Origin of the sequence: Lawsonibacter faecis (genome assembly GCF_014287675.1) — a bacterium.
Taxonomy (GTDB): Bacteria; Bacillota; Clostridia; order Oscillospirales; family Oscillospiraceae; genus Pseudoflavonifractor; species Pseudoflavonifractor faecis.
Map to the genome: position 1 here is coordinate 165580 of NZ_JACOPQ010000004.1, position 24892 is coordinate 190471.

General features: G+C 63.3%; 15 protein-coding genes. 12 read left to right on the forward strand and 3 right to left on the reverse strand.

Annotated elements, in window-relative coordinates; genetic code table 11:
• Nucleotides 1-625 precede the first annotated feature (625 nt).
• Nucleotides 626-2434: a translation elongation factor 4 gene (lepA, locus tag H8S62_RS06600; RefSeq protein ID WP_155150491.1), complete on the reverse strand. Its 1809-nt coding sequence runs from the start codon at nucleotides 2432-2434 to the stop codon at nucleotides 626-628.
• A gap of 149 nt (nucleotides 2435-2583) precedes the next feature.
• Nucleotides 2584-3285 (reverse strand): helix-turn-helix domain-containing protein, encoded by a 702-nt coding sequence (locus H8S62_RS06605; RefSeq protein WP_155150488.1) that lies wholly within the window; start codon nucleotides 3283-3285, stop codon nucleotides 2584-2586.
• Nucleotides 3286-3959: 674 nt separating this feature from the next.
• Between H8S62_RS06605 and pta the strand changes: the two genes are divergently transcribed.
• From pta to H8S62_RS06665, 12 genes are all read left to right on the forward strand, one after another.
• The gene (gene pta, locus H8S62_RS06610; protein ID WP_186918899.1) at nucleotides 3960-4934 is read left to right on the forward strand and encodes a phosphate acetyltransferase; all 975 of its coding nucleotides are present in this window, start codon (nucleotides 3960-3962) and stop codon (nucleotides 4932-4934) included.
• 435 nt (nucleotides 4935-5369) lie between these two features.
• Nucleotides 5370-6920 (forward strand): peptidoglycan DD-metalloendopeptidase family protein, encoded by a 1551-nt coding sequence (locus tag H8S62_RS06615; protein WP_155150485.1) that lies wholly within the window; start codon nucleotides 5370-5372, stop codon nucleotides 6918-6920.
• Between the two features lie 273 nt (nucleotides 6921-7193).
• Entirely contained in the window at nucleotides 7194-7535 is a 342-nt protein-coding gene (locus tag H8S62_RS06620) for a hypothetical protein (RefSeq protein WP_155150482.1), read from the forward strand.
• Between the two features lie 361 nt (nucleotides 7536-7896).
• Complete coding sequence (locus H8S62_RS06625) at nucleotides 7897-8799, forward strand: hypothetical protein (RefSeq protein ID WP_186918813.1); 903 nt, start codon at nucleotides 7897-7899, stop codon at nucleotides 8797-8799.
• Nucleotides 8796-9341, forward strand: coding sequence for a hypothetical protein (locus tag H8S62_RS06630; RefSeq protein ID WP_186918814.1), 546 nt, complete (start codon nucleotides 8796-8798; stop codon nucleotides 9339-9341). Before H8S62_RS06625 ends, H8S62_RS06630 begins: the two co-directional genes overlap by 4 nt.
• Nucleotides 9342-9384: 43 nt before the next feature.
• Nucleotides 9385-9885 carry a shikimate kinase gene (locus H8S62_RS06635; RefSeq protein WP_173023889.1) on the forward strand — a complete coding sequence of 167 codons (501 nt, stop codon included), beginning with the start codon at nucleotides 9385-9387 and terminating at the stop codon, nucleotides 9883-9885.
• Nucleotides 9886-10137: 252 nt separating this feature from the next.
• Nucleotides 10138-11958 carry a DEAD/DEAH box helicase gene (locus H8S62_RS06640; RefSeq protein WP_155150472.1) on the forward strand — a complete coding sequence of 607 codons (1821 nt, stop codon included), beginning with the start codon at nucleotides 10138-10140 and terminating at the stop codon, nucleotides 11956-11958.
• 435 nt (nucleotides 11959-12393) lie between these two features.
• Nucleotides 12394-13257, forward strand: coding sequence for a metallophosphoesterase (locus tag H8S62_RS06645; RefSeq protein WP_186918815.1), 864 nt, complete (start codon nucleotides 12394-12396; stop codon nucleotides 13255-13257).
• Nucleotides 13258-13300: 43 nt separating this feature from the next.
• Nucleotides 13301-15163: a tRNA uridine-5-carboxymethylaminomethyl(34) synthesis enzyme MnmG gene (mnmG, locus tag H8S62_RS06650; RefSeq protein ID WP_186918816.1), complete on the forward strand. Its 1863-nt coding sequence runs from the start codon at nucleotides 13301-13303 to the stop codon at nucleotides 15161-15163.
• 73 nt (nucleotides 15164-15236) lie between these two features.
• Nucleotides 15237-16274 (forward strand): tRNA 2-thiouridine(34) synthase MnmA, encoded by a 1038-nt coding sequence (mnmA, locus tag H8S62_RS06655; RefSeq protein ID WP_186918817.1) that lies wholly within the window; start codon nucleotides 15237-15239, stop codon nucleotides 16272-16274.
• A 232-nt stretch (nucleotides 16275-16506) separates the two neighbouring features.
• Nucleotides 16507-19791 carry a MucBP domain-containing protein gene (locus H8S62_RS18490; protein ID WP_186918818.1) on the forward strand — a complete coding sequence of 1095 codons (3285 nt, stop codon included), beginning with the start codon at nucleotides 16507-16509 and terminating at the stop codon, nucleotides 19789-19791.
• A gap of 317 nt (nucleotides 19792-20108) precedes the next feature.
• Nucleotides 20109-22787: a MucBP domain-containing protein gene (locus H8S62_RS06665; RefSeq protein ID WP_186918819.1), complete on the forward strand. Its 2679-nt coding sequence runs from the start codon at nucleotides 20109-20111 to the stop codon at nucleotides 22785-22787.
• 50 nt (nucleotides 22788-22837) lie between these two features.
• Here the strand turns inward: H8S62_RS06665 and typA are convergent, their stop codons facing one another.
• Nucleotides 22838-24664, reverse strand: a complete 1827-nt coding sequence (gene typA, locus H8S62_RS06670) for a translational GTPase TypA (protein WP_186918820.1) — start codon at nucleotides 24662-24664, stop codon at nucleotides 22838-22840.
• Nucleotides 24665-24892 lie beyond the last annotated feature (228 nt).

Consider the following 24892-nt stretch of genomic DNA (forward strand, 5'->3'; position numbering starts at 1 on the left):
ATAACGCCGAATCTGAACAAAAGCGTGAGGATAGCCATATAAGTACACCAAAGGGAAAACGGGGCCTGAAAGAAAGCCTTCTAATCAATAATTAATTTAAGAAGCAGATTTGTTGCAGAAAACAAATAATATTATTTAAAACGTAGGATGGCCAGCCACCCGACGTTTTACTATTTATGACAAATAATATATAGTTTTTCCTCTTCTTTTTGTAGTGCGACTATTACAGGCATCGGGGCTACCCGCCGCACGACTGAAACGGCGGACATTTGATGATTCCCATTTCACGCTTCGCGTGAGGTAAGTAGAACCAATGGGGCAGGGGGCAAGCCGTGATCTTGTCTCTTGTATTACTTGGCGGCTAATTATAAATTAAGGTAAGGGTAAATTTTTGCAAATTAATTTCCGAGAAACAATATTACAATTATTCCAAAATACCAGCAGATTGTTTTCAGATACCTTATAGACGCTATTGTGAATGGAAATATACAAGGATAGTCGAACGACCCATCAACGTCTTAAAGACAACGGTAAGGGAGCGCGCAGACATTGGACCGACAAGGGCCCTGCGGGACGGTATTATCGTCCCGCAGGGCCCTTGTTTACCCGAAAGTTAAGATACTGGTCACTCCTCGTCCAGCTTGAGGACCGCCATAAACGCCTCGGTTGGAATTTGAACGCTGCCCAGGGAGCGCATTTTCTTTTTGCCCTCTTTCTGCTTCTCCAGCAGCTTCTTTTTCCGGGTGATGTCGCCGCCGTAGCACTTGGCCAAAACGTCCTTGCGCATGGCCTTGACGGTCTCCCGGGCGATGATCTTGCCGCCGATGGCGGCCTGTACCGGCACCTCGAAGAGCTGGCGGGGAATATTGTCCTTCAGCTTTTCGCAGAGCCTTCTCGCCCGGGGGTAGGCCTTGTCCCGGTGGGCGATGAAGCTGAGGGCGTCCACGCCGTCCCCGTTGAGAAGCATATCCACCTTGACCAGATCGCTGGGGAGATACTTGTCAAGCTCGTAGTCCAGGGAGGCGTAACCCTTGGTGCGGGCCTTGAGAGTGTCGAAAAAGTCGTAGATAATCTCATTGAGGGGCATGGAGTAGTGCAGCTCCACCAGGTTGGTGTCCAGATACTGCATATCCTTAAACTCAGCCCGACGCTCCTGGCACATGGGCATGATGTTGCCCACGTAGTCCGGCGGGGAGATGATGGAGACCTTGGCGTAGGGCTCCTTGGCCTCCAGAATCAGGGCCGGGTCGGGATAGTTATGGGGATTGTCCACCAGCACCACCGTTCCGTCGGTCTTGGTGATCTCATAGATGACTGAGGGGAGGGTGGTGATGAGGTCCAGGTCAAACTCCCGCTCAATGCGCTCCTGGATGATTTCCATATGGAGCATCCCCAAAAAGCCGCAGCGGAAGCCGAAGCCCAGGGCGGCGGAGGATTCCGGCTCAAAGGAGAGGGAGGCGTCGTTGAGCTGGAGCTTCTCCAGCGCGTCCCGCAGGTCGGGGTACTCGGAGCCGTCCTCGGTATAGATGCCGCAGTAGACCATGGCCTTGGCGGGCCGGTAGCCGGGCAGAGGCTGGGCCGCGGGGTTCTCGGTACCGGTGACGGTGTCGCCCACCTGGGTGTCTTTCACGTTCTTGATGGAGGCGGTAAAGTAGCCCACCTCGCCGGCGATCAGCTCCTTGCAGGGCTCCATGCCCAGGGGGAGGAGATGGCCGCACTCCAGGACCTCGTACTTGGCGCCGGAGGCCATCATCTTTACGCCCATGCCCATGCGGAGGGTGCCCTCCATGACCCTGAAGTAGACGATGACGCCCCGGTAGGCATCGTACTGGCTGTCAAACACCAGGGCCTTGAGGGGGGCGGCGGGGTCCCCCTTGGGAGGGGGCACATGGGTGACGATATCCTCCAGCACGGCGTCGATATTGACGCCCAGCTTGGCGGAGATCTCGGGGGCGTCCTGGGCCTCCAGGCCGATGATGTCCTCCACCTCCTTCTTGACCCGCTGGGGGTCGGCGGCGGGAAGGTCAATCTTGTTGATCACCGGGCGGATCTCCAGGTCATGCTCCAGGGCCAGATAGGTGTTGGCCAGGGTCTGGGCCTCAATGCCCTGGGCGGCGTCCACCACGAGAACGGCCCCCTCGCAGGCCGCCAGGCTGCGGGAGACCTCGTAATTGAAGTCCACATGGCCCGGGGTGTCGATGAGGTTCAGCTCATAAATCTGGCCGTCGGCCGCGGCGTAGTTGAGCTTCACCGCCCGGGCCTTGATGGTGATGCCCCGCTCCCGCTCCAGGTCCATGTTGTCCAGGAGCTGGCTCTCCATCTCACGGGCCTCCACCGCGTCGCACTTCTCAATAAGGCGGTCGGACAGCGTAGATTTACCGTGATCGATGTGGGCAATAATGCTAAAATTACGGATCTTGGATTGGTCGGTCAAATAAATCACCTCAAATTTGAGTGAAGAAATAATACATATAATATAAGAACTGAAGGTGAAAAAGTAAATTGGGTTCAGCCTGCGCCGGCACCCTCATCTTGTACCCTTCACATATGTGTAAGGCCCGGCTTTTCGTTTTCACAGTTCACTTATTTCGTCTCCGCCCGCCGGGCGGCCATGCGGCGGTTCACCCGCTCCCCGGTATTGTGGATGATCTGCAGGAGGGACTGGTAGGGGCCGGGGTAGTTTTGGGAGAGGGCGTCGTGGTTCATAGGGGGAAAAGTCCCCTTCTCCTTTGCGTGAAGGGCCAGGGCGTCCACGTAGTCCACCTGGGCACAGATCATATCCGCGTCGGCAAGGCCGGCGGCAAACTCCCGGGCGGGGACGGCGAAAAAGTCCTCGTTCTGGGTGCCATCCGCCCGGTAGAGGTGACGGAACATCTGGTAGACGGCGGTGGAGATGTAGTCGCTGGCCGCCCGGATGGCGTCCCTGCGGCCCACCTTGCCCAGCAGATCGAAAAGGACGCTGATGGAGTTCACCAGCAGCTTTTTGGAGAGGGTGGCCATAATGCTGCCGTGGAGGACGTTGTCCTTCTCGGCGGAGTAGTCGTAGAGCTCGTCGGCGCCGATGGTGGTGCCGTCCCGGGTGAGGGTGCGGCCCAGGAGAAAGTCGGCGGATACGCTGTAGTAGTTGCAGGCCTTTACCACAAAGGCGAGGCCCGGCTCACGGATACCGTTTTCATAGTGGCTGAGCAGTGCCTGGGAGATGCCCAGGTCCTTGGCCGCCGAGCGCTGGGAGACGCCCTTTTCCTGCCGCAGCAGGGAGAGGGAACGGGAAAAATTGGAACTCATTCTTGCACACACCTTATTTATGATCTCTTCGTCACGCTTCGACGGCTGCGCGACGGCATATAAGCCGCAGCTCCGCGAAAAATGCCGACGGACCTTGCGGGGGACGGTCCGTCCTGTTTTTTCGTCTGCGCTCCGTCTTATATGCCTGCTCCGCGCGTCTTGGCGCTTCCTTGTCACGCCTCGCACCCTGCGCGACGGGTCCTAACTCCGCCGACTGCGCAAAAAGCGCCGAGAGCTTGCGCGGTCCGCCCTCTCTGCTTTTCGCTGCGCTGTGTCGTTAGTCCCCTGCTCCGCGGCGCTCAGCACTTCCTTGTCACGCCTCGCACCCTGCGCGACGGGTCCTAACTCCGCCGACTGCGCAAAAAGCGCCGAGGGCTTGCGCGGTCCGCCCTCTCTGCTTTTCGCTCCGCTGTGTCGTTAGTCCCCTGCTCCGTGGTGCTCAGCGCTTACTCTTATGACAGCTAGTATAGTATAGAGAAGGAAATACAAAAAGTAAAGCCATTTTTTCAAAAGTGCTGCCCTTTAGGGGCGTAACGGGATAATTTTTCTCCATTCTTTTCCCCGCAGCCGTTGAGAATCATACCCTCTTGGGTGTATAATGAGACAACATGGGCGGATTTTGAAGCCGCAGAGCAATAGATTGATATAGGATGGTGGAGCAAGAAATGACCGATATGTTTGAAAACCTGATCGACACCCTGAAGAAGAACCCCAAGAAAATAGTCTTTACCGAGGGCACCGACCCCCGCATCCTGGAGGCCAGCGCCCGGCTGCTGGGCGGCAACTGGCTTACCCCCGTGCTGGTGGGCAACCCCGGCGAGGTAAAGGCCGCCGCCGCCAAGGGCGACTACAAGATCGACGGCGCGGTAATCCTGGATCCCGCCAGCTACGAGGGCATGGATGCCATGGTGGAGAAGATGGTGGAGCTGCGCAAGGGCAAGATGACCGCCGACGAGTGCCGCGCGGCCCTCCAGAAGGGCAACTACTTCGGCACCATGCTGGTGAAGATGGGCGTGGCCGACTGTCTGCTGGGCGGCGCAACCTACTCCACCGCCGACACCGTCCGCCCCGCCCTCCAGCTCATCAAGACCAAGCCGGGCAACAAGATCGTCTCCTCCTGCTTTATTCTGGTGCGCGAAAACGCCACCGGCGGCGCCGAGACCCTGGCCATGGGCGACTGTGCAATCAACATCAAGCCCAGCGACGACGAGCTGGTGGAGATTGCCCTGGAGACCGCCAAGTGCGCCCAGATCTTCGGCATGGACCCCAAGGTGGCCTTCCTCTCTTACTCAACAAAGGGCTCCGGCAAGGGCGAGGATGTGGATAAGATGCGCTCCGCCTGCGAAAAGGCCAAGGCCGCGGCCCCGGAGCTCGCCATCGACGGCGAGATGCAGTTCGACGCCGCCGTCTCCCCCACCGTTGGACAGCTTAAGTTCCCCGGCTCCCAGGTGGCAGGCTACGCCAACACCTTTATTTTCCCCGACATCAACGCCGGCAACATCGGTTATAAAATTGCCCAGCGCCTGGGCGGCTTCGAGGCTTACGGCCCCATCCTTCTGGGCCTGAACGCCCCCATCAACGACCTCTCCCGGGGCTGCAATGCCGCCGAGGTCTACTCGATGGCGATCATCACAGCCGCGCTGTCCTGAGTATTAAGGCAGCGAAAAGCCCGGACCGCAGATTTCCTGCGGCCCGGGCTTTCTGCTGCCTGCGGGAGAAGATGCACGGAGCATGCCCCTCTCACGGAAGGCGGGCCAATATGGTGACGGATGTTTGTGCAGCGGAGGATTTAATTGCCGTCAAAGTGACAAAATTTCCGGATCAGACGCCCCCGCTTTTGTTGCCATTTCCCCTCTAATTGGGGTTTTTAGTGCCAGAAAACCCCTCCTGCACAACATATCGTATGGCTCCCACTTGCTAGAGCCGCAAGCCCTAGCGGACTTTTGCCGACGAAAAAAGACTTGACGCGGGCGGGGAAAGCGTGTATGATACCGTTTGTAACCAGATTGTAATCTTTTATAGCCGGGCTGTCATCAAGCCGGCTATTTTCTATGGACACCAGAACAAGAGGAGGCCATGCTCGGATGGATGAGATATTGCACTCCCCCGACCGCAAGAGCGCCGGTGAACCCGCCTACCGGGTGGTGGAGACGCTTTCCGCGGATCAGGAAGCCCCCGCCGCGTCCGTGAGCAGCCGCCTGCACCGCATGACCTCTGTCGCAGCCGACGGCCTCACTGTGGCCCGCCGGGCCGCGGCGGGCGTATTTCACCGGGCCGACTCCGCCGCCGCGGGCCATAAGCTCATGGGCCCCCTGATCTTTTTGCTGGTGGCGGGCGTCCTGGGTGTGCTCCTGGTCGTGAACACCGTGTATATGCCCAGCTACGTGGTGTCTGTGGACGGCGTCGTGGTGGGGACCGTGGCCGAGCCCGCCGTCTTTGAGGGCGCTGTGGAGCGGGTGGAGGCCAGAGCCGCCGGCATCCTGGGCCACGACTATACCCTGAACCATGAGATTACCTACGAATTCGCCCTGACGGAGAAGGACAAGCTCTCTCCTGTCGGCGAGTTTGAGACCTACCTTTTCGACCAGATTGGCGAGGTGATGAAGAGCTATGTCCTCACCGTGGACGGCGAGTTCATCGGCGCCGCCACCGACGAAGCGCAGCTGACCGCCATGCTGGACGCCATCAAGGCGCCCTATGTCACCGACACCACCACCTCCGCCGAGTTTGTGGAGAATGTCTCCATCGTCCGGGAGTACACCCCCTCCGATGTGGAGCAGAATCTGAGCGTGATGAACGCCGTCCTCACCGAGAACACCAGCGGGCAGACCACCTATGAGGTCCAGAAGGGCGACACCTTTATGCAGCTGGCCTACGACAACAACATGACCATGGCAGAGCTGGAGGCGCTCAACCCCGGTATCGACATCAACAAGCTCTATATCGGTCAGATTCTCAACGTCAAGGAGGTTGTCCCTTACCTTTCCGTGAAGACCACGGAGACAGTCACCTACACCGAACCCATCGCCTGCCCCGTGGAGGAGGTCAAGGACGACTCCATGTATCAGGGCGACACCAAGGTGCTGGACGCCGGCGTGGAGGGCGTGGCCCAAATTACCGCCGATATCACCTACGTCAACGGCAACGAGCGTGAGCGCGCCGTCACCGACACTGTGACCATCTCCGAGCCCACCACCAAGGTGGTTGCCGTGGGCACCAAGGCCCGGCCCAAGACCCTGCCCAACGGCTACTTTATCTGGCCTCTCAACGGCCATATCACCTCCTACTTCGGCTACCGCTATATCTTCGGCAGCTACAGCTACCACTCCGGCCTGGATATCGCCGCCCCCTACGGCACCTCCATCAAGGCCGCCGACGGCGGCACCGTGGTGTGGTCCGGCACAGGCACCGGCAGCAACTGGAGCTACGGCAAGTACGTGATCATCGACCACGGGAACGGTCTGCAGACCTACTACGCCCACTGCTCCAGCCTGGCGGTCTCCACCGGCGACAAGGTCTACCAGGGCCAGGTCGTTGGCTACGTGGGCGCCACCGGCCGGGCCAGCGGCAACCACTGCCACTTCCAGGTGAAGATCAACGGCACCACCGTGAATCCCCTGTCCTATCTGCCCTGACCACAGACTGCAAGAGGCCGTCCGCTGCTGCGGACGGCCTCTTTTTCCACATCATGTTCACAAGTGTGGATTGTGTATACTTTTTTAAAAAAACCGCTTGCAATTATCGAACATATGTTGTATGATGTTCTCGAACGGGAGTTCTAAATACGGCAAACGAGAAACTTTTTTCCACAGGCGGCGTCTAAATGGGGAAAGCAATCAGAAAGTCCGTTTTTTGGGACAGGGCTTCCGGTATGCTGAGGGTACCGCAAAACGAATGGGGGAGATTTCATGGAGACCACCTACTACAATCTCGATGCCAAGCGCCTGACCGTGTACGACATGGCCAGCGGCGAGAGCGTGCCCCGGCCCCGCAGCTATACCTGCATCCGCCGCAGGTCCTCCCGGGCCAAGCCCGGACAAGTGCTGGATATGGAGGCATACCGCCGCAAGCTGGCGGGCGAAGAGGGCGGCCTGTCCGGCGAGACCGCCGGGAAGCTGGAACAGGCCGCGGCCCAGCCCAGGGCGCAGAGGCGGCTGCGCCGCTCTGCGCTGGTGATGGACTTTTGCGCCACGGCGGCCGTGGTGGTCATGGCCGTGGTGGTGATTAGCCAGTTTATCCACATTCTTTGAGGGTGCATGTTCAGAAAACAGATCCGCTGCAGGCCCAAAGGGCGGCGGCTGAATATCACAGGCAGGCCGGACAAAATGTCCGGCCTGCTTTTTTGCCTTACTCCACCCCCGGCGAAGCCGGGGGTGCGCTTATGCAGCTTTGGAGCGGATGCGGCGCCCGGCCCAGGCGGCCAGAGGGCACGGCGGTGATTGCGCGGTGCACTCTGCCTGTGGTATAATAACCGCAAAGACGTTAAAAGCCTGTTTTGGAGCGCGGCTGGCGCCTTCGCTGGGCGGAGGATCGCCGGCTGTGCCGGATACTCAAGACCCCGGCGCGTTTGTAAGAATCATTCAGGAGAGAAAGAGAGCGAGGTGTGCGCGTGTGAAGAAGGTGACATGCAAGGACTGCGGACGGGTATACGATTTCGACAAGGACGATTTCTGCCCGAAATGCGGGAGCTTTAATCCCCCCGTGGACGAGGGCGCCACCATATTGGAGCGGGACCTGCTCTCCCGCTTTGAGGGGAACCGTACCCAGCAGGCGGCGGACGGCGCGCGCCAGAGGGAGCGCCAGAAGGCGCGATCCACGGAGGCGATGCCCCAGCGCAGTTATTCTTACGCCTGCGCCCCTTCCGTGAAAGTGGCAGCGCCCCAGGCGAAGGGCCAGTACTGGCACGGCGGCGAGCCCTGCGAGGAGGCTGAGGCGAAGGGCGGCGCCCGCAGAGGGCTGATCGTGCTGCTGGCGGCGGGCGTTGTGCTGCTGGCCGCGCTGGTGGTCTTCGTGGTGCTGCCGACCCTGGGCGCGGATGGGGAGAGCGCATATGAGACCCACGCGCTCTCCGGGGATTTCTCCATGGGTGCGCTGGAAATCAGCATCGACGATGTGCGCTGGCTCACCCTGACCGAGGGGTCCCGGCTCTACCGGGAGGGGTACGACCTCCTGCTGGTGGACGTGTACATTACCGGCGGGGCGGAGTTTGACAGGCAGTTCCCCTTTGGGAGCGTCTACCTCGCCATGCCCGGGGACTGGTATATCCCCCTGGAGCGCGACGAGCTGACCGCCGGGCGGCTGAGGGATCTCTCGGTCTATATGGTGGAGCTGCGGGACGTGGTGTGGGAGGACCCGCTTATGGGTTCCTTCGCCTTCTATGTGCCCAGGGGGGTGGACACCGCCACGCTTTGCCTGGAGGAGACGGAGAAGAAGCTCTTCAGCGGCGAGGGCACGCTCAAGGCTGTCCATCAGGTGCCCCTGGAGCTGTCCGGACGTGAGGGGGCGGAGAAATGAGCCGGAACCTGCACTGCTCCGACTGCGGATATACCTGGCAGGGTGCGGGGGGCCAATGCCCCCGCTGCGGATCCCGCCGGGTGAGATACCTCCGGGAGGGCGGGAAGAGCCGGGGAATTCTGGCGGCGGCGGTGATCGCTGCGGCGCTCCTCTCCGTTCTCATTTTCACAGGCGTGGGGACCGAGTTGGCCCGCACGCTCACCGGGGGAAATAGCGGATCGCACATCGCAGTGGAGGAGATGGAGATGGAGGTGGAGCGCCTCTATGAGGAGCTCTACGCCGTGACGGTGACCATGCGCAACAGCGGGAGCGGTGCCATCCAAATCTCGCTGGACGACATGGACTTTTTGGACGACCAGTATGAGGAGCTTTTCCCTGCCGCCGTCTGGCCCGACGGCGGCGAGCACGACAGCGCCTATCTCCCCGCCGGGCGAGCGGGGGTCCTCACAGGGGTGGTGAGTCTGACCCCGGGCACGACAAGGGTGGGCCTCTACTTCTGGGACGGAGAGGAGAGCACCAGTCTGTGGGCGGACGTGGAGTAGCGGGTCCGGGGGCCAAACCAACAGCAATAAGGAGCCATCAAGCGTGAAAAACATCATACTCATCGGGATGCCCGGATCGGGGAAGAGCACCGTGGGCGTCCTGCTGGCGAAGACCCTGGGGTACGGCTTTGTGGACACCGACCTCACCATCCAGCAGCGGGAGGGCGCGCTCCTCCAGGAAATTCTGGACCGGCGGGGCCTGGAGGCCTTTCTGGACGCGGAGGCGTCGGCCATCTGTTCGGTGCGCTGCGAGCGCAGCGTCATCGCCCCCGGAGGCAGCGCCGTGTGCCGGGAGGATGCCATCGGCCATCTGCGGGACCTGGGCAGGGTTCTCTATCTGCGCGTCCCCCTGGAGGAGCTTCAAAGACGGCTGAGCGACATCAAGACCCGGGGCATCGCCATGGGACCGGGCCAGACCCTGGCGGACATCTACGAATACCGCGCGCCTCTCTACGAAAAGTACGCCCACACGGTGGTTGACGTGGGCGGAGAGAGCCTGGAGGAGACCGTGGCCGCGGTCCTCCGCGCCCTGATCGACGGCTGACTTGTAATTTCTCACCGTTGTGGTATACTATACTGTAATTTGAGGCGGTGCGGAGCCGCCTCCTACCGTGATGCACGTTGATACGGCTTGGGACCACGCCCACCGGGTTGGATTGGTGGGCGTCGTTTTGCTGTCACGCTCTGCGCCGCGCGCGGGCGGGAAACGGGGTCTGCCGCTGCCGGCAGGCCCGGACCCGTCCTGCGTGGGTCGGCGCAAAGCTCTCTCCGCAATTCAGTAAAAAGGAATGTATCTATGACTTTCAAAGAACTCGGCCTGATTGAGCCCATCCTGAAGGCGCTGGCCGAACAGGGCTATGAAAAACCCTCCCCCATTCAGGAAAAAGCAATCCCCCCCGCCCTGGCGGGCCGGGACGTCCTGGGCTGCGCCCAGACCGGCACGGGCAAGACCTGCGCCTTCGCCACCCCCATTCTCCAGGAGCTCAGCGCCCGCAAGAGCCAGGGGCGACCCATCCGCACCCTGATCCTCACCCCCACCCGTGAACTGGCCCTCCAGATTCAGGAGAGCTTCGAGGCCTACGGCAGGCATCTCCCCCTCCGTTCCGCCGTCATTTTCGGCGGCGTGGGGCAGGCGCCCCAGGTGGACAAGCTGAAGCGGGGCGTTGATATCCTGGTCGCTACCCCCGGCCGGCTCATGGATCTCCAGGGCCAGGGCTTTATCGACCTGTCCAAGCTGGAGATCTTTGTACTGGACGAGGCGGACCGGATGCTGGACATGGGCTTCATCCACGATGTGCGAAGAATTCTGAAGCTCCTGCCCAGCCGGAAGCAGACCCTCTTTTTCTCCGCCACCATGCCCCCCGAGGTTATGGAGCTGGTGAATACCCTGCTTAAAAATCCGGTCAAGGTGGCGGTGGACCCGGTGTCCTCCCCGGTGGAGGTCATTGACCAGACCGCCTACCTGGTGGACAAGGGAAACAAGACCAAGCTGCTCGCCGCCCTCATCCGGGAGATGAAGGTGCGCAACGCCCTGGTCTTCACCCGCACCAAGCACGGGGCCAACAAGGTGGCCGCCGACCTGGAGAAGGCAGGCATCACTGCGGCCGCCATCCACGGCAACAAGTCCCAGACGGCCCGGCAGCAGGCCCTGGCCGACTTTAAGGCGGGTAAGGTAAAATGCCTTGTGGCGACCGACATCGCCGCCCGCGGCCTCGACATCGAGGAGCTCTCCCACGTCTTCAACTACAACCTCCCCGAGGTGCCCGAGACCTACGTCCACCGCATCGGCAGGACCGGCCGGGCGGGCCGGGAGGGTACCGCCGTATCCTTCTGCGACTTCGGTGAGAAGCAGTATTTAAAGGATATTGAGAAGCTCATCGGTAAAAAGGTGCCCCTGGTGGAGGACCATCCCTGGCCCATGGAGGTCTTTGAGGTGGCCGTAAAGGACTCCAAGGGCCGCATGGTCAACGCCGACGACGCGGAGGCGAGAGCCGCCGCAAAAGAGCGCCGCCGGGCGCGGGACGCGGCCAACAAGGCGGCTGCAGAGGCCAGGAAGACCGGGGAGAACGCCGCCGACGCGGCACGCCAGGAAGCGCCCGCGCCGAAAAAGCGCAAGCCCCAGGAAAAGAAGGCCGCCGCCCCCGCGGCGCCCTCCCTGCCCGAGCAGCCCAAGAAGACCAAGCGGGGAGTCCGCCAGCAGCGGCTGGAGGACACGATGCCCGCCGCGCCAGCACAGGCCAGCGGCGATTTCCGCCGCCGGGATCCCCTGGCGGGGGATGTAATTATGGACTCCACAGCCCGGCTTCTGGCCCCCAGGCCCCGGACGGCGTCCACGCCCGCCGCGGCGCCCCAGCGGCAGCCGGGCGCCCAGCAGAGCCGGAAGAAAAAGGCGCCTCAGGCCGCCCCCCAGCCCAAGGAGTCGTCCCAGGCCCAGAAGAAGGCGGCGCCTGCGAGCGCGCAGAAGAGTCCCAAGAGCGGCGAGAAGCGCCATGACCGCAGCCGCGGCCGTGGCCGCCGGGGCGGCCCGCCCGAAGTGGTGCTCCGCACCGGCAACCAGAAGGACTCCACCGAGCAGCCCAGCCTGATGAAGCCCTACTATATCAGCTACGACGACTAAACCGTGGTCGAATGAATCAATGAGAAGGGGCCGTCCCGCGGGGACGGCCCCTTCTCAGTTTGTCAAAGAAGCCCTCGGGGCTTCTTTAACAGAAGGCTGCATGACGGATGGGGCAACTTCTTCCAAAGAAGTCGAGTCCCATCCGTCATGAGAAGCGTCGTTTCTCAGGCGCATGTCCCCAGAAATGACGGACTTGATTTTATGCCGTCGTCTGCGGACAACGCGGCACTGCGTTGCTTTCTCTGCTGAGGTTTTTGACAGCCATGCGTGGTGCGGAGCGTCTGACGGCGAAAGAAGGCCGTCGAGGCGTACTGAAGAGAAGGGATGCCCTGAGAGAAGCTTCCATGAATTGCAGCGCCCCGCGCCCTTTCTTTTCTTGCAAGCGGACGGCGAATCGTGTATACTGATTGGACTTCAATGCAGGAGGCCCTGCCCATGCGCACGCGCTCTCATCGTCCCCGGCACAGGGGACTTCGTATTCTGCTGATACTGCTGGTCCTGACTGTAGCCGGGTGCTGGTTTTTTTACGACCAGCAAAACCGCATCCAGACCGAGGAGCTGACCATCTCCTCCCCACGACTGCCCGCCGCCTTCGACGGGCTGCGGATTGTCCAGGTCTCCGATCTCCACGGCAAGGAGTTCGGCGCGGGCAACGCCGCGCTGCTGGAGAAGGTAGCCCAGCTGAAACCGGACATCATTGCCGTCACCGGGGACATCATTGACGATTCAGAGCAGTTTTCCATCATTGAGCCGGTGGCCCGGGGACTTGCGGCCATCGCCCCCACCTACTATGTCACGGGCAACCACGAGTGGGCCATCCGCGAGGCGTATACCGTGAAGTCCGCCCTGCGGGAGTGCGGCGTTACCGTCCTATCCAACCAGTGGCTGCCCCTGGAGCGGGATGGGCAGACCATGGTCCTGGCCGGAATTGACGACCCCAACGGGCCCTACGACCAAATGACGCCCACGGAGCTGGCGGAGGAGATCCGGCAGGCCCTGGGGGACCCCTATATCCTCCTGCTGGCCCACCGCAACGAGTACTATGGGGTCTACTCCGACGGCGGGTTCGACGTGACCCTCTGCGGCCACGTCCACGGGGGTATCATCCGCCTGCCCTTTACCGACGGGCTGATTGACAACACCCGCAGGCGGTTTTTCCCCTCCTACACGGCGGGACTCTACCCCCTGGAGAGCGGCGGCACCCTTATGGTCTCCCGCGGGCTGGGCAACGGCGGCATGGCCTTCCGGCTCTTCAACCGGCCCCATCTGCCGGTAATCGTCCTCCGGAGCGAAGAATAGGGGGAGCGGTGCCGCCCCAACAGAGAAACAGGGAGAAAATCGTATGGACTATTTTGCGGGAACATTTGATATTGCCGTGGTGGGCGCGGGACACGCGGGCATTGAGGCCGCGCTGGCCGCCGCCCGACTGGGGCTGAAGACCGTCTGCTTCACCATCAACCTGGACGCGGTGGGAAACATGCCCTGCAACCCCGCCATCGGCGGCACGGGCAAGGGCCACCTGGTCCGGGAGCTGGACGCCCTGGGGGGGGAGATGGGACGGGCCGCCGACGCCGCCTGCATTCAGTACCGTATCCTGAACCGGGGCAAGGGCCCCGCCGTCTGGTCCCTCCGGGCCCAGGCCGACCGGCGGGAGTACCAGAAGATTATGAAGCACACCCTCGAACTGCAGGAAAATCTTACCCTCAAGCAGGCGGAGGTGGTGGAGGTCCTGACCGAGGGGAACAGGGTTTCGGGCGTAAAGACCGCCACCGGGGCGGTCTACGCCGCCAAGGCGGCGGTCGTCTGCTCCGGGACCTTCCTGGGGGGGCGCACCATCGTGGGCGATCTCACCCGCCAGTCCGGGCCGGACGGGCTGGCCCCCGCCCTGCCCCTGACGGAAAACCTGAAGAAACTGGGTCTGGGTCTGCGCCGCTTTAAGACGGGCACGCCGCCCCGGGTGAACGCCCGCAGTGTGGACTTCTCCAGGATGGAGATCCAGCCCGGCGACCCGGACGCCCTCCCCTTCTCCTTTGAGACCGTGCGGCCCCCGGAGAACCGGGCCGTCTGCTACCTCACCTACACCAATGAGGAAACCCACGCCATCATTCGGGCAAATCTGGACCGGTCCCCCCTCTTCTCGGGCGTGATTGAGGGGATTGGGCCCCGGTACTGCCCGTCCATCGAGGATAAAATTGTCCGCTTTGCGGACAAGCCCCGGCACCAGCTCTTTATCGAGCCCATGGGGCTGGACACCGAGGAGCTCTACATACAGGGCCTGTCCTCCTCCCTGCCCGAGGACGTGCAGACGGCCTTTCTCCACACCATTCCCGGCCTGGAGCATGCGGAGATGACCCGGGCGGCCTACGCCATCGAGTACGACTGCGTGGACCCCACCGAGCTCGTGCCCACCCTGGAGCACAAGCGGGTGGCGGGCCTCTACGGCGCGGGGCAGTTTAACGGCTCCTCCGGCTACGAGGAGGCGGCTGCCCAGGGCCTGGTGGCGGGCGTGAACGCGGCGCTGAAAATCCTGGGCCGCCCCCCCATGGTCATCGGCCGGGAGCAGGGGTATATCGGCGTGCTCATTGACGATCTGGTGACCAAGGGCACCAATGAGCCCTACCGCATGATGACCTCACGGACGGAATACCGCCTCCTCTGCCGCCAGGACAACGCCGACCGGCGGCTGTGCGGCGCGGGCCACGCCGCCGGGCTGGTGAGCGACGGGCGCTATCGGGCCGTGCTGGACAAATACGCCGCCGTGGAGCGGGAGATTAAGCGCCTGGAGGGGAGCGGGACCGCCCCCTCCCCCGCGCTGGACGCGATGCTGGAGGGGCTGGGTGAGCCGCCCGCCCGGGACGGCGGCAGGCTCGCCGACCTCCTGCGCAGGCCCAGAGTGGGCTATTGGGATCTGGCACCCTTCGACCCGGGCCGTCCGGAGCTGAGCGCCGCCGTCTGCGAGGCGGTGGAGATCGCGGTGAAGTACGAGGGATATATTCAGCGGCAGCTGCGTCAGGTGGAGGAGATGCGTAAGCTTGAGGGCCGTCCTCTCCCGCCCGGCATCGACTACCTGGGCATTCAGGGCCTGCGGATGGAGGCCCGGCAGAAGCTGGACAAAATCCGCCCCCTCAACCTGGGACAGGCCTCCCGGATCTCCGGGGTCTCCCCCGCCGACGTGACGGCGCTGATGATCTTTCTGGAGCGGTAAAGCGCGATTATGAAGCGGCTGTCCGGTGCGGCCGCCCTGCCCGCCGCCGCTGGCATGATGATAAGGAGCTTCTATGAGAGAAAAGGTTGTACTCGGCCTCTCCGGCGGAGTGGATTCCGCTGTGGCGGCCGGGCTGCTGTCAAAGGAATACGAGGTGTACTGCGTCTACCTGGACATCGGGCTGGGCGGCACGGGAAGGGCCGACGCCCGGGCTGTGGCGGAGGGGCTGGGCCTCCCCTTCGAGGCGGTGGACATCCGCGCCGTGCTGGAGGCGGAGGTCTGCGCCCCCTTCGCCGCGGACTATCTGGCGGGCCGCACCCCCCTGCCCTGCGCCCGATGCAACCCCATGGTGAAATTTCCGGCCCTTTTTACCACGGCGGATCGCATCGGCGCACGCTTCGTCGCCACAGGGCACTACGCCCGCAGGCTGACGGGAGAGGACGGCCGGACCCTCCTCCTGAAGGGAATGCCCGCCAACGATCAGTCCTACATGCTCTCGCGCCTCCCCCGGGAGATGCTCCCGCGCATCCTGTTTCCGCTGGGTGACTACGAGAAGAATCAGGTCCGGGCGATGGCGGGGGAGGCGGCCCTCCCGGTGGCGGACAAGCCGGACAGCATGGAGATCTGCTTTATCCCTGATGGGGACTACGCCGCATGGCTGGACGCCCGGGGGGCCACACCGCCCCCCGGCGACTTTGTGGACCGGGCCGGCAATGTTTTGGGCCGGCACAGGGGCATCCACCACTACACTCTGGGCCAGGGCCGGGGGCTGGGGGTATCCGGGCCCCACCGGTATTTCGTCTCGGCTATCGAGCCTGAGGGAAACCGGGTGGTCCTCTCCGACGGCAGCGACCTCCACGCCGCCGCCGCCTACTGTGTGGACCCCAACTGGATTGCCGTGGACGGCCTGGAGAAACCCATGGAGGTCACGGTGCGACTGCGCCACTCCAGAACCGAGGCTCCGGCGGTGATACGCGGGATGTCCGGCGGGATATGGATTGAAATGCACACCCCGGCCCGGGCGCCCACGCCGGGCCAGCTCGCCGTCTTCTACCAGGGGGACGTGGTGGTGGGCAGCGGATGGCTGGCAGCCCCGGAGAGACGGGCGTAAAAGCGAAAACTGTTTGTAATTTATTGATGATGAAATACAGACGGGTTTAAAATGAAGTGGGACGCAGCATCAACGATTGATAGAGAGCGGACCCGCACGAAAGTGCGGGTCCGCTCTCTTGCTTTGAAGTAAATGGTTAAATATATTGAAAAACAATTATGGAAATGTAACCCGTTTGTTACCGGCCCACTGTATAGTAGGGGCAAGAAGAAAAACAGAGGAGGGCTTATCAGTGAAACAGAGACATCGTTTTCTTGCGATACTGACCGTGCTGTGCCTGCTGGGGACACTGCTCCCTGCGACCGTGCTGGCGACCGAGGGCCAAATGCCCGGGCATTTGAATGATTGCAGCTATTGCTGCAATCATAACCACACTGAGGACTGCGGCTATGCGGAGGCGGTCGGGGGACAGCCCTGTGGGCATATCCACGACGAGACCTGCGGCTATGCGGGGGAGACGGCGCAGGCCGACTGCCCCAACGGTGCGGACTGCACCGGCGGCGAGGACGGCCACGTGGACCATGCGGAGGCAATTCCCGGCTCGCCCTGCTGCCACACCCACGACGAGGGCTGTGGGTATGCAGCGGCGGCAGAGGGCCAGGACTGCGGCCACGTCTGCGGCGAGGACGAGTGGCTCTGCGCCGAGGGGTGCCCTGTGGCGGCGGCGGACGGAGAAGCGGGAGCCGCCAGTAAGGCCGCGGCCGTCGACGCTGAGGCGGAAGGCAGCTACGCCGCTTTGGCCAGCGACGCCCAGACCCGCTATGACACCGTGGCCGCGGCGCTGGAACATGCCGCGGATACCGATACGCTGGTCATTTACGGCCGTGTCCGCTGGGGCGGAGCGGCGGAGCAGGAGTATCCCGGCCGGGCGGTCACCATTACCGGGGCCGACGAGGGCGCGTCCATTGTGATGAACGGCGCCGACGGCCGCACGATGAATGGCTCCGGCGATGAGCCCATCGACGAGAGCCCCAACGTGACGGAGTTTCCCTGTGCGGTCACCTTCCGCGCCATCTCCCTGGAGACCAGCATGGGCATCAATTTCTTCTATGCCAACGGCTACCGGCTGGAGATCGACAGCGATGTGACCATTGAGACCAACGGGAGCATCTGCAGCAACGAGACCTCCGGCTCGAACCTCCTTGCCATCGGCGGCTCCTGGAACCACACTGTGGACAGCGCCGAGATGATTCTAAATGCGGGCAGATATGAGGCTGTTATCGGCGGCGGCATGGGCCAGAACGTGACGGGCAGCACCGCCGTTACCGTGGGCGGCGCCGCCACGGCGGGCGACGTGATTGGCGGCGGCTACAGGGGCGACGTAGGCGGCAGCACCCAGGTCACCGTCAACACCGCCGCGAACAAGGTCGCCGGCGGCGGCAATCAGGGTCACGTGGCGGGCGACACCGCGGTGACCATCAACGGAAGCACAAGCATCTACTCCGTCATCGGCGGCTGCTGGGGCTCCGGGCATGTGGGCGGCAATACCAGCGTCGTCATCTCCGGCGAAGGCAAGGTCACGGGCGGGTCGGTTTACGGCGGCTGTGACAGTGACAGCCGCGCGCTGGTCGCAACCGACAACAATCAGCGCTACTCCAAGAAGGCAAACGAGCAGGTTATGTACCCCGCCCCCCGCGCCATCGCCGGCGGGGAGTGCTACGTAGGCGGGAGCACCGCCGTGACGGTGGCCGGCGAGGTGGCCGGCGGCGTGTACGGCGGCTGCGACTACCCCGTCAGGGGCAACACCAGCGTAACGGTCAGCGGCACCGTGGGCACCAGCCCCGACTGGTACACCGGCGTGTACGGCAGCGGCAATCATAACCGCTACAATCCCGGGGCGGACGGCTCCGTGGGCGGCAATACCTATGTGGAAATTACAGAGAGCGGCAGGGTCCTGCGTGAGCTGACGAATTCCCTGGGCGTCTGCGGCGGCGTAGTGGGCGGCGGCTACAGCGGCGCCGTCAAGGGCGACACGATGGTCGTGATCAACGGCGTCGTGGGCAACGATGTGCTGGGCGGCACCGTGTTCGGCGGCGGCGCCCGGGGCGGGGACGTCCGGGGCACGGCCAACGTGGTAATCAACCGGCCCGTGGCGAATGCCACGGAGCAGGCGGACGACTGGTTCGGCTTCGGCGCATACGGCCTGGGGATCGGCAGAGTGTGCGGCGTGTACGGCGGCACCTTCAACGGGATTATGAGCGGCGGCACAAATGTGGTTATCAACGTCGATATGGGCGCCGCCCCGGTCTACGGCGGCAGTGTGGTCGGCAATGTGGACGGCAGCACCGCCGTCACCCTGAACGACGGCGCCGGTGCCCGGCTGGTGATGGCGGGCGGCGGCCTGGAGTGTCCCATGGGCTATCGGGAGGAAGGCACCGGCCTGGTCGGCGGCGGCGCGGCCGTCACCCTGAAGGGCAGCGCCACGGCCGGGACCATCTGCGGCTATGAAAATTATGAAACTGACGCGGGAACCGCGCGCAGCGTCAACGGCGCGGCCACGGTGCTCTTCGACGGCTGCACCGGCGCCGTGCAGCAGATTCAGAGCATGGATCTGGTCCGGGTGGCCAACGCCTCCGATACGACCATTGACAACGAGGGCAGGGACAACGAGCAGCTGATCAATGTGGCGGACCTGACCATCGACAAGGGCGGCAGGCTCCATCTGCTGGCCGACGCGCACATCCTGGGCAATTACGCCGGCGCCGCCGCGGAAGATAAGGGTACCCTGGTGATTTCCGCCGGCAAAACCCTGACGGCCGACGGGACCGTCACCGGACAGACCGACATCAGCATCGTGGACACCGAGACCGATAAGCCCGCCGAGGCCCAGGTCTATGTGGTCTCCGGCGCGGGCAGCGCCACAGAGAGCGGCGACTACCACTGGATTGACCGCCGCACCGGCCTGGCCATGGAGTGGAAGGCCAACGAGGACGCGAGCAGCCAGTGGTGGCTGGTGAAGTACGACGAGCCGGTGACGCCCCCCGACGAACCCGGCACGACCACCCGCTACACCGTCACCGTAAACTACCTGAGCGCCGAGGACGGCTCCGAGCTGGCCGAAAGCTATACGATCCGCCGCAGCGAGGGCAGCCGTTACGACGTGAGCGCCCAGGCGGCCAAGACCATTGCCGGCTTTACACTCGACCGGGTGGAGGGCGAGACGGAAGGCGCCCTCAAGGGCGACGTGACCGTGAACGTGTACTATACGAAGGACTCCGGCACTACCCCCGGCGGCGATCCCACGCCTCCCGTCACTGAGCCGGAGACCCCGGACGTGAACATTGACGACGGCGACGTGCCGACCGCCGACCTGCCCGAGCTTCCGGCCCAGCCGGAGACCACTGATGAGACCGTCATCGTGGAGGGCGAGGTCCCCCTGGGCGATCTGCCCCAGACCGGAACCGAAGCCGCCCAGGCCGATCCCGCCGTGACCCTGGGTCTGGCGGCCCTGGTCCTGTCCCTGGCGCTGGCGGGTGTGACCGCCACACTCTTCCGCAGAAAGGAAGACGCGGAATAATCAAGTGAAAACGGGCGGCCCCGCATTGAATAGTGCGGGGCCGCCCGTTCAGTTTGTCGAAGAAGTCCAGGGGGGGTTCTTCGACAAGCTGCGTGACGGATAGGGCTTGATTGCTTGGTAAAAAGCCGCCCCATCCGTCCTGATAAGTGTCATTTCTCAGGCGCTTGTCCCCAGAAATGACAAATATTCATTTAATTCCGATTATAGTCGGACGCAGTCGGTAATATATTAAAGCTCAATATTAAAAATGTAACCCGTTTGTAACCCCTGGGGAGTAGAGTACATCTCAGGAAGAGAAACCCAGGGAGGTTATTGATATGAAACACAACAACCGTTTTTTGGCGACCCTGACCGCGCTGTGTCTGCTGGGCACCATGGTTCCCGCGGCGGCTCTGGCCGCGGAGGGGCAGGAGGCCGGGCACCTGGAGGGCTGCGGATATGTCTGCAGCCATATCCATTCCGGGGAGTGCGGGTTTGCGGCGGCTGTGGAAGGCCGGGACTGCACCGACGTCCATGTGCATGACGCGGACTGCGGCTATGCCGAGGCTTCGGAAGAGGTAAACTGCATGAACGGGAACTGCGACGGGACTGAGGACGGCCATGTGGAGCATCAGGACGCCGTCTCCGCCGCCGACTGTGCCTACGTCCATGAGCACGGCGCGGAGTGCGGCTTTGCCGCGGAGACGGAGGGCTCCCCCTGCAGCCACGTCTGCGGCGAGGACGAGTGGGTGTGCGCCGGGGGGTGTCCCCTGGCGGCGGATGTCGGGGAGGCGCCCCTGCCCGCCCAGGTAGCCGTGGAGCTGGAGGCTGAAGCGGACCGGACTTATACCCTCTCCGGCGTTCAGGAGTGCGGCTATCTCTTCAGCGGCGCGGGCACGGTGGTGCTGGAGGACGTCGTGATCGCGGCCGGCGAGGGATTCTCCGCCGTTACGCTGGCCGACGGCGCTGAGGTGACCGTTGAGATCTCCGGCGCGTGCATCCTCACCGGCGGGGCAGGCGGCGCGGGTATCGCGGTGCCCGCCTCCGCCGTACTCACCCTCACCGGGTCCGGCAGCCTCACAGCCGTGGGCAATGGCGGGACCGACGAGGGCGGCCTGTCCGGCGCGGGCATCGGCGGCACCTACGGCCAGGGCGACAGCGGCGTGATTCACATCACGGATCTCACCGGCGGCCTGACCGCCCGGGGATACGGCGTCCACGCCTGCGGTATCGGCAGCGCCTACAACGGCAGCAGCATGGCAATCAATATCACCCGCTCTGTGATTGCGGAGTCCGTGGGCGGCTTTGAGCAGAACGACCAGAGCTCCGACTACGGCGTCGGTATCGTCACCAAGTACGGCAACAACGACCCCGAGGGCGGCGCGGCCATCGGCGGCGGCGGCAAGGCCGGGGACTGCGGCGACATCACCATCACCGACAGCACCGTGGCCAAGGCGTGGGGCGGCTCCAAGAGCGCGGCCATCGGCGGCACCTGCTGGGCGGACTGCGGCGAGATCACCGTGACCGGCTCCACGCTCCTCGACGTACTGGGCGGCTGCACTTCAGCGGGCATCGGCGTGGGCCGTGTCTCCGAGCGCGGAAGGGATACCGAGGCCAACGCGCAGATTGCCATTGTGGATTCCACCGTCTCCGCCCGGGGCGGCGTCTACGGCGCGGCCATCGGCACGGGCTACAACAGCGGCAGTGCGGGCAACCGCAAGTCCGAGGGCGTGCGGGAGCTGGCCATTACCACCGTGGAGATCTCCTCCAGCCATATCTCCGCTGTGGGCGGAAACGGCGGTGCGGGCATCGGCGGCGGCTATAAGGGCTACAATACCGAAATCGCAATCGACAGCGCCAGCACGGTTTACGCCCAGGGCGGCGTGCTGGCCGAGAAAGCCGACATCCTTGAGAACGGGGCCTGCGGAATCGGCGCGGGCGCCAACGGATCCGGCGTGTTCAGCGGCGGCGTCATCGCCATTGCGGCGGGCGCGGATGTAACTGCCGTCTCCAACGGCGGCAAGTGGGCTGTGGACATCGACGGCACCCGTGTACAGGGCGTTGAGAACGTCTATCAGAACCGCTTCCTGGTGGAGGACGGCAAGCTGACCATCGGCGCGGAAGGCGCGCCCGCCTATGTAAAGAATCCTGCGGACGACTGCACGGTCATCGACCCCGCGGTGAGGAATACCGTCATCCTCGGGGAAAAGACGGTCGACCTCCCCGCCGGGTATATCTGCGGCGCGGCCACCCAGTCCGGCAGCGGCGTCTACCAGAGCGTCACCGCCGACAAGAGCCAGCTCTTCAGCCAATACGGGAGCAGCGCCGAGAGCGTCGGCTACGCGGAAAAGACCACCGCCGAGGAGCTGGGCAAGGCCGCCGTGGATATGGCCGCGGGCAGCGACCTCCGGGCGAACTCCTATCTGTACGTGGCCCTGCGGGGCGATGAGGCGCCGCCCGCGCCTGTGGTCCCTGACGAGCCGTCGCCGGCCTCCTACCGGATTACTGTCAACTACCTGGAAGCCGCCACCGGCGATTCGCTGGAGAAGCCCTACACCCGCCGCCTCAGCGATGGCAGCAGCTATGATGTGACGGCCAGAGCCGCGCTGGAAATTGACGGCTATGTTATTGACCATGTGGACGGCGAGACCACCGGCATGCTGGACCGGGATGTGGTCGTGGACGTGTACTACGTGAAGGAGACCCAGATCACCGACCCCGAGACGCCCGCCGGCCCCAATCCCCCCGGGGTTGAGCCGGAGAGCCCGGAGGACGTGACCATGGACGACGGCGACGTGCCCACCGCCGCCCTGCCCGAGCTTCCAGCCGGGCCGGAGACCCCGGGTGAGACCGTCATCGTGGAGGGCGAGGTCCCCCTGGGCGATTTGCCCCAGACCGGCACTGCTGCCGCTCAGGCAAACCCCGCCGCGACCCTGGGCCTGGCGGCCCTGGTTCTCTCCATGGCGCTGGCGGGCGTGACGGCTGTGATAAACCGCAAGAGGGAAGACGCAGAATAAAAGAACGGGTCCCGCGGCGCTGCCGCGGGACCCGTTCTTTAAATATTTCATTACTTCTGTCCGCCCTTGAGCGCCTTCATCCGGTCGCCATGATCCAGAATCCGCTTGCGCAGGCGCAGGCTCTCCGGAGTGACCTCCAGCAGCTCGTCGTCCGCCAGGAACTCCAGGCACTGCTCCAGACTCAGGGTGCGGGGCGTCACCAGGCGCAGGGCGTCGTCCGCGCCGGAGGAGCGCATATTGGTAAGCTGCTTCTTCTTGCAGACGTTGACGCTGATATCCTCCTGCTTGGGGGTCTCGCCCACGATCATGCCCGCATAGACGGGTACGCCCGCGCCGATAAAGAGCACGCCGCGCTCCTGGGCGTTAAAGAGGCCGTAGGTCACGCTCTCGCCGGTCTCGAAGGAGACCAGGCTGCCGGTGTTCCGGCGGGCGATGTCGCCCTTCACGGGGGCGTAGCTGTCAAAGATGGAGGCCATAATGCCCTCGCCCTTGGTGTCGGTGAGGAACTCGTTCCGATAGCCGAAGAGGCCCCGGGCGGGGACCAGGAACTCCAGCTTCATGCGGTTCCCGACGGGGGTCATCTCCAGGAGGTCGCCCTTGCGGGATCCAATCTTCTCAATGACGCTGCCCACACAGTCGCTGGGCACGTCCACCACCAGGCGCTCGATGGGCTCGCACTTCTTGCCGTCGATCTCTTGGAAGAGCACGCGCGGGGGGGAGACCTGAAACTCATACCCCTCCCGGCGCATCGTTTCGATGAGGATGGACAGGGACATCTCGCCCCGGCCGGCCACGTTGAAGGCATCGGTGGAGTCGGTCTCGCTCACCTTCAGGGACACATCCTTCAGCGTCTCGCGGAAAAGGCGGTCGCGGAGCTGGCGGGAGGTGACGAATTTGCCCTCCCGGCCCGCATAGGGGGAGTCGTTGACGGAGAAGGTCATCTCAATGGTGGGGGCGGAGATCTTCACAAACTCAATGGGCTCCACGCAGTCGGGGGCGCAGATGGTGTCGCCGATGGTAATCTCGCCCATGCCGCTCATGGCGATAATGTTGCCCGCGGTGGCCTCGGTCACGGGGGCCTTGTTGAGCCCCTCAAACTGGTAGAGGGAGACCGCCTTGGCCTTCACCGGGGCCGCGTCCGGGGTGTGGTAATTGCACACCGCGATCTCCTGGTTCTGCTTGATGGTGCCGCGCTCAATGCGGCCGATGGCGATGCGGCCGACAAACTCGTTGTAATCAATGGAGGAGACCAGCATCTGGAAGGGGGCCGCGTCTTCGGCCTCGGGGCCGGGAATATAGTCCAGAATTGTCTCGAAGAGGGGCTTTAAGTCGGTGCCCTCCACCTCGGGAGAATAGGAGGCCGTGCCCTGACGTCCGGAACAGAAGAGCATGGGGGAGTCCAGCTGCTCCTCGGTGGCGTCCAGGTCCAGCAGCAGCTCAAGCACCTCGTCCACCACCTCGTGGATGCGCTGGTCGGGGCGGTCGATCTTATTGACCACCACGATGACCCGATGGCCCAGCTCCAGGGCCTTGGACAGGACAAAGCGGGTCTGGGGCATGGGACCCTCGGCGGCGTCCACCAGGAGAATGACGCCGTTGACCATCTTGAGGATGCGCTCCACCTCGCCGCCGAAGTCGGCGTGGCCCGGGGTGTCCACAATGTTAATCTTCACGTCGCCATACTGCACGGCGGTGTTCTTTGCGAGGATGGTAATGCCGCGCTCCCGCTCCAGGTCGTTGGAGTCCATGACACGATCGGACACGGCCTGGTTTTCACGGAACGCGCCGCCCTGCTTGAGCAGCTCGTCCACCAGGGTGGTCTTGCCGTGGTCGACGTGGGCGATGATAGCGACGTTTCTCAGGTTTTTGTTCTGCAAAGGGATGCACCTCAAATCTTCTTTCAACAAATACAGTTTCAAACTCGACCATGTATTATACCTTAATAAATCAAGAAACGCAACTTTTTTTGCAAAATGGGCTGAAAGGAGGGAAATAAACCGGCGCGAGTTGGCTTGGGTTGGTAAAAATATGCCCCTGGGGCCGACGGGAAGTTGACAGACAGGCTGTTTTGGGTTACAATAACCGGGCGTTCCACCGTGTGAGCA